This window comes from Anaerocolumna jejuensis DSM 15929, from assembly GCF_900142215.1.
GTDB lineage: Bacteria > Bacillota > Clostridia > Lachnospirales > Lachnospiraceae > Anaerocolumna > Anaerocolumna jejuensis.
Genome location: NZ_FRAC01000019.1, coordinates 64,718 through 79,125, shown reverse-complemented (window position 1 = coordinate 79,125; position 14,408 = coordinate 64,718). Strand labels below are relative to the sequence as shown.

The 14,408-nt window shown below is 43.5% G+C and carries 11 protein-coding genes; 10 read left to right on the top strand and 1 reads right to left on the bottom strand.

Annotation, left to right across the window (positions count from 1 at the left end; genetic code table 11):
- The first annotated feature begins 11 nt into the window (after positions 1 to 11).
- The 8 genes from BUB77_RS18040 (at position 12) to BUB77_RS18005 (ending at position 10,775) form a co-directional block, all read left to right on the top strand.
- Entirely contained in the window at positions 12 to 1,718 is a 1,707-nt protein-coding gene (locus BUB77_RS18040) for an ABC transporter ATP-binding protein (RefSeq protein ID WP_073278289.1), read from the top strand.
- A gap of 145 nt (positions 1,719 to 1,863) precedes the next feature.
- Positions 1,864 to 2,478 carry an MptD family putative ECF transporter S component gene (locus BUB77_RS18035; RefSeq protein WP_073278238.1) on the top strand — a complete coding sequence of 205 codons (615 nt, stop codon included), beginning with the start codon at positions 1,864 to 1,866 and terminating at the stop codon, positions 2,476 to 2,478.
- Positions 2,471 to 3,151 (top strand): energy-coupling factor transporter transmembrane component T, encoded by a 681-nt coding sequence (locus BUB77_RS18030; RefSeq protein WP_073278237.1) that lies wholly within the window; start codon positions 2,471 to 2,473, stop codon positions 3,149 to 3,151. Before BUB77_RS18035 ends, BUB77_RS18030 begins: the two co-directional genes overlap by 8 nt.
- An 11-nt stretch (positions 3,152 to 3,162) precedes the next feature.
- Positions 3,163 to 4,545, top strand: coding sequence for an ABC transporter ATP-binding protein (locus BUB77_RS18025; RefSeq protein ID WP_073278236.1), 1,383 nt, complete (start codon positions 3,163 to 3,165; stop codon positions 4,543 to 4,545).
- Between the two features lie 27 nt (positions 4,546 to 4,572).
- A complete protein-coding gene (locus BUB77_RS18020; RefSeq protein ID WP_073278235.1) occupies positions 4,573 to 5,541 on the top strand; it encodes a helix-turn-helix domain-containing protein in 969 nt (322 codons plus the stop codon).
- 119 nt (positions 5,542 to 5,660) lie between these two features.
- Entirely contained in the window at positions 5,661 to 7,442 is a 1,782-nt protein-coding gene (locus BUB77_RS18015) for an ABC transporter ATP-binding protein (RefSeq protein ID WP_073278234.1), read from the top strand.
- A 15-nt stretch (positions 7,443 to 7,457) separates the two neighbouring features.
- Positions 7,458 to 9,206 carry an ABC transporter ATP-binding protein gene (locus tag BUB77_RS18010; protein WP_073278233.1) on the top strand — a complete coding sequence of 583 codons (1,749 nt, stop codon included), beginning with the start codon at positions 7,458 to 7,460 and terminating at the stop codon, positions 9,204 to 9,206.
- A 321-nt stretch (positions 9,207 to 9,527) separates the two neighbouring features.
- Entirely contained in the window at positions 9,528 to 10,775 is a 1,248-nt protein-coding gene (locus tag BUB77_RS18005; protein ID WP_073278232.1) for a hypothetical protein, read from the top strand.
- A 105-nt stretch (positions 10,776 to 10,880) separates the two neighbouring features.
- Here BUB77_RS18005 and BUB77_RS18000 read toward each other — a convergent pair whose 3' ends face one another.
- Positions 10,881 to 11,252 (bottom strand): metal-dependent transcriptional regulator, encoded by a 372-nt coding sequence (locus tag BUB77_RS18000; RefSeq protein ID WP_073278231.1) that lies wholly within the window; start codon positions 11,250 to 11,252, stop codon positions 10,881 to 10,883.
- 449 nt (positions 11,253 to 11,701) lie between these two features.
- Here BUB77_RS18000 and BUB77_RS29520 point away from each other — a divergent pair, with 449 nt between their 5' ends.
- Together BUB77_RS29520 and BUB77_RS17995 are read left to right on the top strand one after the other, a co-directional pair.
- Positions 11,702 to 11,878, top strand: coding sequence for a hypothetical protein (locus tag BUB77_RS29520; protein ID WP_170866685.1), 177 nt, complete (start codon positions 11,702 to 11,704; stop codon positions 11,876 to 11,878).
- 263 nt (positions 11,879 to 12,141) lie between these two features.
- A complete protein-coding gene (locus BUB77_RS17995) occupies positions 12,142 to 14,097 on the top strand; it encodes a cellulase family glycosylhydrolase (protein ID WP_073278230.1) in 1,956 nt (651 codons plus the stop codon).
- Positions 14,098 to 14,408: the final 311 nt, after the last annotated feature.

The window sequence follows — 14,408 nt, the reverse complement described above, 5'->3', positions numbered from 1 at the left end:
GGGAAGCAGCAATGAACGGGCATAATCCCATGAAGTGGAATAAAAAACTCTATTTATCCATGGCTTGTATCATGGTGGAAGGGCTTTTATCGGGAAGTAATTTCATGCTGATGTATTACATTTTTAAGTCCTTATGGGAAGACCGGATGGATATGGGGAAAATAGTTACGATGACCGGCCTTTTGGCAGGGGTTTTTCTTCTGAGGCTTCTCATTTACGGATATGGATATGTACAGGGACAAATCGGCGGTGCTGGAGTAAGCAGGCAGATACGCCTGTTCTTAGGGGATAAGCTTAAGCGGATTCCCCTTTCCCGGTTTCAGAAATCCCAGACAGGGGATTATATCAATGCGGCAACGGAAAATGTCAACAGCTATGAGCAGATTCTCACACATAAAGCTGGTGATATTATGAAAAATCTGACACTGGCATTGATGCTGGTAGGCTTCGTGGCGGCCATGTATGTACCGTCAGCAGTGATTTTGCTGGCGGCAGAGCTTTTGTTTCTTCCGGCCATAGCCATTTCCTTTCAGGCAGTAAAGAAATATGGTACCAGAAAGAATGCAATCTGTGCGGAAAATGTCAGCAGCACCGTGGAATATATCAGCGGAATTCAGACCTTTCGGGCCTATGGAATCGGTGGAATCAAGAATAAATCCGTTACGGCAGCTATGAAAGATTTCAGTGATATCAGCTTTCTATATGAGGTGAAAATCATTCCCGATGGTGTTGTTTACAGTATTCTTACCTGGATGGCACTGCCTCTGGAGATGGTGACAGCCGGCAGTCAATGGCTGAACGGAAGACTGGACACGGTATCCTTTCTTTTAATCTGCCTGCTGCCTTTATTTCTTGCAAAATTAATGGGGACCATTTTTGTGGATGTTACCAGCTATAAGAATCTGATGATTGCAAAGAAAAAGATTGAAAGGGTGATGGAAGAACCCGAAGATGCCAGGAGCAGCGAGATATTTTCTCCGAAGGTGCATGACATTGCCTTCGAACAGGTATGCTTTTCCTATGTGCCGGGGGAACCGGTCTGCAAGGATATGGATATCCGTATAGAGAATGAGAAATTAACGGCTATTGTAGGCGATTCCGGTTCCGGAAAATCGACGATTCTGAATTTGATTTCAAAATACTATGAGCCTGATTCCGGGGATATTAAGATTGGCGGCTGTTCCATAAAGGGAATCGGAACGGAGCAGGTATTGTCAAAGATATCCATGGTGGATCAGGATATCTTCCTCTTTGATGACACCATCCGCAATAATATCCGCTATGCAAGGCCGGAGGCAGCGGACGAGGAAATCGAATGGGCATGCCGGGAGGCAAACTGTGAGGAATTTATCAGGAAAATGCCGGAGGGCTATGAGACCATGGCAGGAGAGAACGGAAACCGGCTGTCGGGTGGAGAAAGGCAGAGACTTTCTATTGCAAGAGCCATTTTAAAGGATGCGCCGATTCTTTTGCTGGATGAAGCAACGGCTAATCTGGATATTGAGAATGAGCTGGCGGTAAAGAAGGCAATATCCAATCTGCTGAAAAAGAAGAAAACAGTTGTCCTGATTGCACATACACTGTCTATTGTGAAAAATGCGGATAAGATTCTTGTAATTGCAGAGGGAAGGGTAAAAGAACAGGGAAGCCATGAAGAACTAATCCTTCAGGATGGCAAATACGCTGCCATGTGGCGTGCGGAACAGCAGCTTTTATAATGTTCCGTCTAATTGGAGCAAAAAAGTCTGATTGGAATAGATATTTTTTCTTTCTTCCGGTATTATTTACTGCGAAATAAAACGCTTTTAGGGCGTTTTATTTTGGATGATAGTTAGCCACAACTAATCAAAAGGAGGAAAAAGGATGTCTCAGTTATTAAAGGAAAACAGGCTGAATGGAAAAGATCTGATTACCATTGGTATTTTCTCTGCCATTTATTTTGTCATTAATTTCATTTTCATGCTCATGGGTGGAATCCATCCCATGATGTGGATTCTTATGCCCGGGTTTATTGCTCTTTTTACAGGTGTTCCATTTATGCTTTTGTGCTCTAAGGTGCAAAAACAAGGTGCGGTGCTTTTAATGGGGGTGATAACAGGGCTCATTTATTTTGTGACCGGCATGTTTACGGCCGTAATACTGATTACCTTTGCAGCTGGGTGTATCCTGGGAGAAGTGGTACGTCTGCTTAGCAGATACAATAGCATGAAGGGAAACATAGCGGCCTTTATCTGTTTTTCCCTTGGGATGACTGGCTCCCCTCTTCCAATCTGGATCATGCACGATAAATTTATGACGCAGATTGGCAGTCAGGGAATGCCGGAAAGCTACATAACCACACTGGAAAACTTATCATCACCGGTTATGCTTCTAGTATTATTCCTTGCTCCGGTACTTGGGGCCCTTGCCGGTTCGTGGATAAGCAAAAGGATGTTTCGAAAGCATTTTGAAAAGGCAGGAATTGTTTCCCATGCATAAGAAAGCAGCAGGACAGCCATTGCTTGATCCACGTACCTTTCTGCTGCTCCTGGTTTTTGCAAATGTAATTACCTTTTATCAGAGCAGCTTATGGATCGAATTAGGATGGATTGTATTTCTCGATATCACGATGCTCCTTGCCCGAAGATATGGCATGGCTGTCAAATGGGTGCTGTCCTTTCTGATTCTCTTGCTGCTGCAATATGTTTTACTGCCTGCCGCGCCGGAAGGCATAGCTGCCGCTTTTGTGATATTAGTGAACTACTCCAGAAGGATGTTCCCCTGTCTCATGGTAGGTGCTTTCATGCTCAAAGAGATTTCTTTGCGAAGCTTAATCCTGGCAATGAGAAAACTGCACATACCTCAGAAGCTGATTATTCCCATATCGGTCACAATCCGTTACTTTCCGGCAATCAGGGAGGAAACAGACTATATCAGGGATGCCATAAAATTGAGGAATATCAGGACAGGTGACAAATTGGAAGCCCTCCTTGTACCTCTTATGGTATCGGCTACTGCAACGGCAGAAGAATTATCTGCGGCGGCGGTAACCAGAGGAATTGAGAACCCGGTTAAAAAAACAAGCATCCTGGAATTAAAATTCCGGTTTCCTGATTATGCCTGCGGATGCCTGGGGCTGCTGTTTTCTATAGGAGCCTTTCTGATAAAGTAAGGAGCAGAGTAATGATATCCATAAAAAACGTGTCATTTGGTTATAACAGCCATCACAAAATATTAAGAAATATCAATCTGGAAATAAAGAGGGGAGAATGCATTCTTCTATGCGGTGAATCGGGGTGCGGCAAGACAACGGTTACAAAACTGATGAATGGGTTAATCCCTCATTTTTGCAATCAGTGTGAATTGGACGGAGAGGTGGTCCTGGACGGGATGCAGGTGGAAAAGGCAGAGCTGTATGAGCTGGCAGAATCGGTGGGTTCGGTATTTCAGAACCCCAAGAGCCAGTTCTTTAATCTGGATACGGACAGCGAATTGGTCTTTGGAATGGAGAACCAGGGGAAATCCCCGGAAGAGATGAAGGTAAGATTTGATGAGACAATCCGGAATCTTCAGATAGAAAACCTTCTTGGCAGAAATATTTTTGAACTGTCAGGAGGGCAGAAACAGACCCTGGCATTTGCCTCGGTCTATGCGATGAATCCGGCTGTTTATGTACTGGATGAGCCCACCGCCAATCTGGACAGTGGGGCGGTGGAATGCTTAAAGGAGCAGATTGGTTTTTTAAAGCAGGAAGGGCATACCATCATTATTGCAGAACACAGGCTGTCCTTCTTATATGATTTGGTCGACAGGGCAGTGTACCTGAAAAACGGAGAGCTGATTCAGATATATTCCCGGGAAGAATTTCATGCCATAAAGGAACCCCTCCGGAAAAACATGGGCTTAAGATGCATCAGGGAAGAAAAAGGAACGCTCCCTAAGGCTCTTCCTGCCGGTATAAAAAAGGGGCTGTCGGCAGAGGGGCTTCTTGGGGGGTATAAGGGGCAGTCACCTGTTTTTAAGGACATTTCCTTTTCAGCAGTACCAGGTGAAATTCTTGCCATTACCGGTTATAATGGAATTGGTAAGACAACCTTAATCCGGTGCCTTTGCGGATTGCTAAAACAGCAGCAGGGAAAAATATGGCTGGACGGCAGGGAAATGCCGGAAAAGGCCAGGAGAAAACAATGCTTTCTTGTAATGCAGGATGTGAATCATCAATTATTTGCAGACAGTGTATGGGAAGAATGCAAAATGGCAGGAAAGGATTATAGTGATGAGGCTATCCGGCAGGAACTGGAGCAGCTGGGCCTGGTGCCCTTTATGGAACGCCATCCCATGGCACTTTCCGGAGGGCAGAAGCAGCGTCTGGCCATTGTAACGGCTATTCTTTCCGGGAAGCCCATATTGGTCTTTGACGAGCCAACCAGTGGTTTGGACTATGGGAATATGAAAGCGGTCGCTGAGAGGATGAGAAGGCTGGCAGATTCTGAGAGGATTCTTATCGTTGTCACCCATGACAGGGAGTTCATGCTGTCGGCCTGTGACAGAATACTGGAAATATAAAAAAATATAGCAGAGAGGAGGCAGTCTATGAATTTCAATTTTATGAAAGGGGAAGCACAAATGGTTCCATTGACAGAGAATGAGGAATGCAGCATCTACCAGATAAAAAATGAAACTGGAGAAGGAATTGTGATATGCTATCAGGTTTTACCGGGGGTTTCCGTTTCATATAATGATTTTCATATGGAAAGCTGCGACTCCACCTTTTCTACTGACCGGAACCTGTTCTGCATCGACCACTGCCGGGAAGGCAGACTTGAATATGCTTCCGGCCGGGGAACCTATTCCTATGTTGAGGCTGGGGATTTGAAAATGGACAGGAGAATTTCCCATCAGGGACATTTTGAATTTCCGCTGGCCCATTATCATGGCCTCATGATTACCTTTGACCTGGAGCAGGCAGTGGAAGCCTTGAAAAATGAAATGAGGAACTTTCCGGTCAATCTGCCCCTGCTGCAAAAAAAATTCTGTGAAGGCAGGCATCCTATGGTGATTCACAATGCCCCTGCAATAGAGCATATTTTCAGTGAATTGTATATGGTACCGGAAAAAATAAGAATACCTTATTTTAAAATTAAAATATTTGAGCTGCTGCTTTATCTGGATGTCCTGGAAATTCCCCTGAATCATGAAGAAAAGCCTTATTTTTATAAAGGCCACGTGGAAAAAATCAAGGCAATGCAAAGGCTGATGACAGGAAATTTAGAGAAGCATTATACACAGGAGGAGCTTTCTCTGCGCTTTGACATACCGCTGACTCCAATGAAGAATTGCTTTAAGAATGTATATGGAAGCCCAATCAATACTTATATGAGAGTATTCAGAATGAACCAGGCTGCCGTTTTACTGAGGAATCAAAGGGGGCTTAGTATTACGGATATAGCCGGAAAACTGGGCTATGACAGCCCAAGTAAATTTTCCCTGGCATTTAAAACGGTCATGGGAAGAACGCCTTTGGATTACCGTAAGAACTTTGGTCCAAACGGAATGATGTAGTCGAAAAGGAACAGAAAAAAAGGAAGAGGAATGCTAAGATATGGATGGCCGGGAAATTTCGGCGGTCCATTTTTTATTATATAGGAAGTTCGTTGAGTAAAAAAGGAGGAAATCAGAGGATGAAAAAGGAAAACTGGCTGAAAACGCTTCTCAGCTTTGCAAAACCCTGCAAAGGAAAGATGACCCTATCGGTGCTCTTTGCTGTCATCAGTGTGGCAGGGGGCTTTGTACCATATTTGGGAGTTTACCAGATCATGAAACAGTTTATCACTGGGCAAAGGGATTGGGAGGAGGTTTTAAAATGGAGCGGTGTATGCCTGCTTGGATATCTGATTAAGATTGTCTTTTACGGATTCTCTACGGTTTTATCCCATATTTCAGCCTATACTATTTTAGAGGGGCTAAGGCTGAAGGTGGCAGATAAGCTGTTGAAGGCTCCCCTTGGTGTGGTACAGTCCAAATCCATTGGTGAGCTGAAAAATATCATCGTTGACAGGATAGAAAGCATTGAGCCCCCTCTTGCCCATATGATTCCGGAGCTAAGCTCCAATCTTCTGCTTCCGGTTGCCGTTGTGATTGTATTATTTTCCATCGATTGGCGAATGGGTTTCGCATCTTTAATTACAATACCCTTTGCGGCGGTTCCCATGGCAGCAGGAATGAAATCCTTTCACAAACAGTATGCCGATTACATGGCAGCAAATGATTATGTGAACAGTGTGATTGTCGAGTATGTGGAGGGAATAGAAGTCGTAAAAGCATTCAATCAGACAACCAGCTCCTATGCCAGATTCACAGAAGCGGTATTATCCTTTCAGAAATTTACCCTGGCATGGTTTCAAGGCACATGGAAATCCATGAATCTGACCATGTCAATTCTGCCAAGCACCTTTCTTGGAACCTTACCGGCTGGTCTGGCATTGTATCTTCAGGGAGCCCTTACTCCGGAAGAAGCTGCCTTTTGCCTGATGCTTGCCATGGGAATTGTCGGCCCCTTTTTAAAGGCGGCACAGTTTATCAATGAGTGCAAATCCATGGAGTTTGGCGTTAGAGATGCCAATGAAATTCTGCATATGGCAGAGCTGAAGGAAGAAAAACAGAAAAGGGAAGTTCCTGGTTTCGAAGTGAAATTGAATCAGGTATCTTTTTCCTATAGAGGAGAGGGGAAGGACATGGCCTTAAAGGAGGTGTCACTGACTTTGCCGGAAGGGAGCTTTACTGCTCTTGTCGGCCCCTCCGGCGGAGGAAAGTCGACCATTGCAAGGCTGATTGCCAGGTTCTGGGATGTGACCGGAGGCAGTATTGAAATCGGAGGAGCGGACATCAGAAAACTATCCTTATCCCAGCTCTCTGAAATGGTCAGCTATGTAACGCAGGATAATTTCCTGTTTGACTGCTCCATCAAAGAGAATATCCGAATTGGAAATCCGAAAGCTACGGAGGCGGAAGTGCTGTATGCCGCAAAAGCGGCACAATGTGAAGAGTTTATTGAAAGGCTGGAGCATGGGTATGACACAACTGCCGGAGAGGCTGGCAGGCAGCTTTCCGGCGGAGAAAGGCAGCGGATTGCCATTGCCCGGATGATACTGAAGAATACGCCGATTGTTATTTTAGATGAAGCAACCGCATTCACGGACCCTGAAAATGAGGCAAAGATACAAAAAGCACTGTTTTCCCTGACAAAAGGAAAAACACTTCTTGTGATTGCCCACCGGTTAAGTACAATTCAGAACGCGGATCAGATTGTAGTACTTAAGGATGGAACCATATGGGAAAAAGGGACACAAAAGGAACTCATCGAGAATTGTGAATTATACCGGAACATGTGGAAAGCCCATATTGGAGCAAAGAACTGGTCCGTGACTGCGGCAGAAGAAAAGAACAGGGCTGTTGAGGGATAAAAAGGAGGAAGTATCATGTTTCATACCATCAAACGTATCACAAAGTGGGCGCAGGAATATAAGAAACGTCTTTACCTGGGGTATATCTGCTCCTTTCTGTCTGCCTGGTTTGTGGCAGCGCCGGTCATGCTGGCTGCATGGTTCTTAGAAAAGATGACAGAGGATTATAATGGGACCAGCCCCTTGAGCAGGGCATATATTTGGTATAGTGCCGCAGGTATGATACTTGCCATAGTGCTGCGGTTCTTTTTTACTTATTGGAAGAACCGTTTGCAGGAAAGCATCGGATATGAAGTGGCTGCGAAGCAGAGAATTGAAATGGGAGATGTATTAAAAAGGGTTTCTCTGGGGTTTTTTGAAGAAAAAAAAACAGGGGATATATTAACGGCGGTTACTACAGAACTCTCAATCTTAGAGCTTCATGGAATGAAGGTCATCGACAGTGTGGTAAACGGATATCTTCAGGTGGCTGCCATGATATGCTTTGTGGCATTTGTTTCCCCGGCGGCAGCGGCGGTCTGCCTTGCCGGTGTTCTTCTGTCTGCCCTTGCACTTCATGGCATTAACAGGCAGAGTGCCTATACGGCACCAATCAGTCATAAGGCAAAGGAAGAGCTTTCAGCTGCTTCCCTTGAATATATCAGAGGGCTAGCCATCGTGAAATCCTTCGGGCGTGCCGGTGCTTCCTTTGAAGCCTTTCAGAAAGCGGCAAAGGATAATAAAGACATCTGTATCCGAAATGAGTATGGCTTTGTACCCTTGAACTGCCTGCATCTGTTTTTTCTAAAGGGGGCCTCTGTTGCACTGGTGGCGGTGGCTGCCTTTGAATTAATGGCAGGAGTACTGGAATTTCCGATGTTTCTGATGTTCTGCTTCTTTTCATTCAGTATTTTTGGAGGAGTGGAGGATATCAATGATGCGGCACATATTCTGTCCGTAATTGACAAGGTCCTGGATAAGCTTGAGGCTATGAAGAAGGCACCATTTATCGATGAGTCAGGAAAGAATTTAGAGCTGCAGAACAGTGAAATATCCATGGAGCATGTTTCTTTCGGTTATCAGAACAGGGAAATTCTTCATGACATTACATTTCGTATCCCGGAAAAAACGACAACGGCCATTGTAGGACCCTCGGGAAGCGGAAAAAGTACAATCTGCAGTCTGATTGCACGTTTTTATGATGTAAAGAGCGGGCAGATTTTTGTAGGCGGACATGATGTCAGGGAATTTACCTGTGACAGTCTGCTGTCGCATATTTCAATGGTCTTTCAAAATGTATATTTGTTCCATGATACAATTGCCAATAATATTAAGTTCGGAAAAGAAGCGGCAGAAAGGGAGGAAATCATAAAGGCAGCAAAAAAGGCCGGCTGCCATGATTTTATTCAGCTGCTTCCCCAGGGGTACGATACGGTGCTCGGAGAAGGAGGAGCCTCCCTTTCCGGCGGAGAAAAGCAAAGGATATCCATAGCAAGAGCAATATTAAAGGATGCTCCGATTATTATTCTGGATGAAGCAACCGCCAGTGTGGACCCTGAAAATGAAGCTCTGATACAGGGCGCCATCAGCGAGCTTACAAAAGACAAGACTATTATCATTATTGCCCACCGGTTGGCAACGATAGAGCAGGTGGATCAGATCCTGGTCCTGGATAACGGAAAGCTTGTCCAGAAAGGCAGGCATGAAGAGCTGATCCGGCAGGAGGGAGTTTATAGAAGATTCGTATCTGTAAGAGAAGAGGCGGAAGGCTGGAAGCTAGTGTGAAAATTAAAAAGCAATTTTCATACAAGTGCCTGGGAAATCCTCGGCCCAATCTTGTGGAGTGCTGGGAGGGCATGGATGTTAAGTGTGAAAATTAAAAAGCAATTTTCACACAAGTGCCTGCGAAATCCTCAGCCCAATCTTGCGGCGTATTGGAAAGGCTCAGTTATCTGTTTAAATAATGACAAAATATTGCAGCTATGTTATACTTTAAAATAAACTTTCTTATCATAAATAGGATAGTTTTTTGAAAAGCTGTCAGATGCCATCGTGCAGGCGGAAGGATTTGAAAAAGGTAATAAGGATAAGTAAGGGAGAGGGGTTATGCGAGTTTTTATATCTGTGACACAGGATTTGAAAAAGGTGGCTTCATTTCAAAAGACCATACCTTATCTGTTAGGAGTATTAAAGGAACGATTGCCTGAGCGTTACCTGTTCGCATTTGAAGATGTGCCGGAAACCGAAAATCCTCCGTTTTCCAAAACCTCTATGGGGAAGCTGATCAAGGCATTCCCGCCGCTGCAGCAATATCTGCGTTTACGCAGTGAAAAAAGGCCGGAGGTGAGTATAGCTTCCAATTTTCCTGCTGTCAGCAGATTTGCTTATGTTCAGCCAGAATTGGATGAGGCGGTGACACCGGAGCTGCTGACCGCAGTTGTCGAAAAAATCCCAAGACCCTACTCTTTTTACAACGTCTCAATTGTGTTGGACAGCATTTCCTGGTTTGGAGACAGCAATACGATACCGGCTTTATCATACTCCATGCCGGATGCAGAATGTGCGGCGGATGGCATCAATAGCTGCGGCAGCAGTTCCTTTTATCAGTCGGACTGTATTGTTCTGGAAAAAAGCTTTGACTATGGAACAGGCTACAATCCTCTGCATCTGCGCTTTGAGGTAACGCAGTTCATTGAAGAGGGAACCCTTTCACAGGCAGATACCCAAATAGAGGAGCTCTGCACCCGGTTCGGCGGTCAGTTCATGAGCAGGCAAATGGTCTGCTGTTTTTCACCTCAGGAGATGCTGCATTTTGAAGCGGCAGCAAAACAGCTAGGGCTTTATTTACAAAGCCGAAGCAAGGCGTGGAGTGAGCTTTCCATGCCCAGCGGGATTCCTTTTGGAAAAGAAAGCTACCAGTCCATTCCGGGTATTCAGCCGGAACAGAATTATTGCACTCCAAACAGGATTTCGTATTTTAAAAAGGTGCTCAGGGAAGACGGCTTTATTTGGCGGCATCCAAAAATCGACGGGTATTGTGAGTTCGCCAAAATTCTTACCGAGGGTAATTATGTATTAAATATCAGTCCGTGGTTTCAGCGTAATTATCTCTATATCAGACTGGATTGCAGCGGATATAATTTCACTGTAAACCGTATGGTTTCAAGTGACCGCATCTGTCATTCCATGAAGGAGCTGGAACTATTCGCAGCCGATTTGAAAATGCTCATCAGCTTATGGGTCAATGAGGTTGTTCCCGAAATCAGGCGTCTCTTTGGTGATACGCCCTCCTGGTATGCACATTCCATCGTTTTTGACAGCTATACGGGGAGTGTCCCAAATATCGAAGGATAGAAAATATAGAGTGTACATAGCTGAAGCGCCCTGTCAATTTTGACAGGGCGCTTTCATTATCTGTATAAAACCTGCGGCTCCCTAAAGCCTGCCGCATTGTTTGAATCAGGATTCTTTTTTTGCAAAATAGTTTTTGATACACTGATAGCTTTCATTACTGATAACATGCTCGATTCTGCATGCATCCTCAGAAGCGGTCTTGGCATTGACGCCGGCGGATATTAACAGGCTGGTAATGGTCTTATGGCGGTCATATATTTGAGAGGCAATTTCATAGCCTGCTTTTTTTAATGTAATATAACCATTTTCATCCACCTGAATATAACCGTTTTCACGCAGCTTTTTCATAGCAACGCTGACACTCGGCTTCGTGAAACCAAGCTCGTTAGCAAGGTCAATGGACCGGACCTGGCCAAGTTGTTCCTTTAAAACAAGGATTGTTTCCAGATAATTTTCAGCAGATTCTTTAATTTGCATTATGATCACCTCGATTATATTCCATATATTATAGAAGTAGTATTCAGTTTAAAAACTTAACTCAAATATAGCTCCTTATTGATAAATTATATCATATTCCAGGGAAAATTAAAGTACTTTTCTGACAGCCGGACAGAGAATTAAGAGGGCATTAAGAAACTATAAATTTTCCACATTTTAATCATTTTTGCATTTGAATTTGTGCAGAATCTGATAAGAAATTATATTTTTATGAAGCAATAGGAATAAAAAATTATGCAAATGGCTGAAAAATGCCAGAAAGATGCAATGTACATTGTAAACATTTGCTAATAGTAGTATAATTTCTTAAGATGCACATTCTGCTAGAATTAAGTTTTACGGAGGGGAGGTATGGTTTTATTCAGATGTGCACTATGAAATATTTAAACGATAGGAGTATTTATATCGAATTGATGAAGGAGAGGCCAATGTTAAAGAATTTAAAGGCAATCATGGTTTCAGCTCGGCTTATAACAGATGTTTTAAGTGCAGCTGAATCGGCAGGAGCTATTATTTGCTATGATTCTGCCAGGATGAGAGGAGGTAGGATAAATGCCTATGCCAAAGCAGATGAAGGTAGCACTATAAGAAATAGCATGTGGTGATAGTATCGGCAAAATACTCAACAGCATCTCATAGTGCTACATAATTGATATGATACTTTATGATGCATTTTATGTCAAGTAAAGGGTGGCTTTGATAAGTACCCAATTAATAAGTTTACAATGCTCATTATAACAATATATTTCCTGAAAAATGATGTCCTTGAAACTTCACCAAAAGAATAAATAAATCCAATATCGGTATATTTCTTTTATATTTAATTTACAGGTACAAAAGTTTCATATTGATGAAAGGATGATAAATAATGGGTATATTTAAATCGATTTATAAAAAACAGCTATTAAGTTGTGTTACAGCTGCATTATTTACTATTATCAGTGTATCCGGCTTTGGCTGCATTAACGCTGATGCGTCAGCGGATACCTCTGAATTCACTGCCGGATACAGCTCTTCGACACAGATGAGAGGGCTTTCGGCTTCGCAGCTGGTTTCCGATATGGGAGCCGGCTGGAATCTCGGAAATTCACTGGAATCCGAGAATAACGAAACCTATTGGGGAAACCCGAAGACAACAAAGGCAATGATTGACACCATTGCGGCAAGGGGGTTTAAGACCCTGCGCATTCCTGTAAGGTGGGATGACAATTATTCAGATCCATCCAAATATACAATCAGCTCCAGCTATATGGACAGAGTTGAAACTGTTGTAAATTATGGCCTTGCTAATGGAATGTATGTCATAATTAATGTTCACCATAATGATTTGCAAAAATTGGTTTCCACAGACGGTTCTGTTCAGCAGCGTGTCAAAAGTGAATTGTCAGCTATATGGGACCAGGTTGGCAACCGATTTAAAAATTACGGTGACAAGCTGATCTTTGAAATCAACAATGAACCAAGATGCGGTGAGGATTGGGGCGGAAACACTGCATACTACGACTGCGTAAATCAATACAACGAAGCCGGCCGTGCTGCTATCCGTGCGACAGGCGGAAACAATTCCTCCAGACTTATTTTGCTGCCTACCTATTGTGCTTCCTCCGACAGCCCTAAATTGTATGGGTGGAAAAACCTTTCAAGTGATAATATGATTGCTGTTTCCATCCATGCTTACCAGCCCTTTGATTTTGCTTATGAGGGCGGCGGACATTCAAACTGGACGGATTCGGACTACAATTCACTATCTTCTGTTTTCAGTCAGCTGAATTCCGTTTTTATCAGCAAGGGCATTCCGGTTGTTATCGGAGAATTCGGTGCAATAAATAAGAATAATACCGCTGACCGTGAAAAATTCACACAAATATATGCAACCATGGCAAAACAATATAATATCCCCTGTATCTGGTGGGATAATAACAGCACCGGAACCGGGTCAGAGAAGTTCGGGATTTTTGACCGAAACTCACTGTCTTTTACCTTTGGAGGAATTGCGGATGCTCTTATAAACGTATATAAGGGTGCACCAAATGACAACGACGGTAAATACGTATCCCTATTCTGGGGGACTGCCTCTGCTTCGAATTGGGGTCAGGCAGTTACTGTTTCTACCACAAGATGCGGCGGCAATTTTAATCCTTCGGACATTAAGGCAGGAGGACATTTTTATGTGGAATACAGCGGAACCAAGGACCAGGTTGAACTGATTTTTCAGAGCCTTTCAGGGGGAAACAACTGGAGTAAAGTTTCAATCAGCGAATCCGGCAGCATCAATGGACGATATTATGCGAAATTTTCTTATGATAACTGTGTGAAAGCATTTGGCTCCAATTTCAGCGGACAGCTGGATAAAATTTATGTTGGTGCTACGGATAAAGCTATTACTGTTTACTCATTGTGCTACAATTACGGGAAAGGGTCAGATTCGGATAATAACGGCGGCAGTGACAAGTATGTTTCTCTTTTCTGGGGTTCATCAACAGCATCACCCTGGGATCAGGCAGTGTCTGTTAAGACGAAAAAGAATGGAGGAAGCTTTGACCCTCAGAGCATAATTTCAAATGGCTATTTCTATGTAGAGTACAGCGGAACCAAGGATCAGATTGAATTTATTCTTCAAAGCTGGTCCGGCGGAAGCAGCTGGGGCAAGGTCAGCATGAGCGAATCAGGTACTGCCAATGGACATTATTTTGCAAAATATTCCTATGCGAACTGTGTAGCGGCATTTGGTTCAAGTGATTTCTTAAATAAGCTTGACCAAATCCATGCCGGTGCGGGCAGCAGTACGGCAACCGTATATTCCGTATGTTACTGTTATCGATAATAAAACTAACGGTAAATAAACTGCTGGTAAATAAACTGCCGGTAAATTAAAATAGTGGGGGTGTCCGCAAGGTGTAAGCTTTGGAGGGCATCCTCATTTCTTATTGAAAATGAAAGGTTAAAATAGATAGAAGGGATAAAATCAGACTCGTTCTGGTATTTATATAGAAATGGCTAGTTGAAAAGTGTATAATATAATGTGAATAAAATCGAAAAAGGAAGAAGTGTGAAAGAATAGCGCTTACACACTCCATTATTTAGGGCAGTACCGCAGACTTGTCTGCGGTATGCTATGGGAGCAAGTGTGAAAGA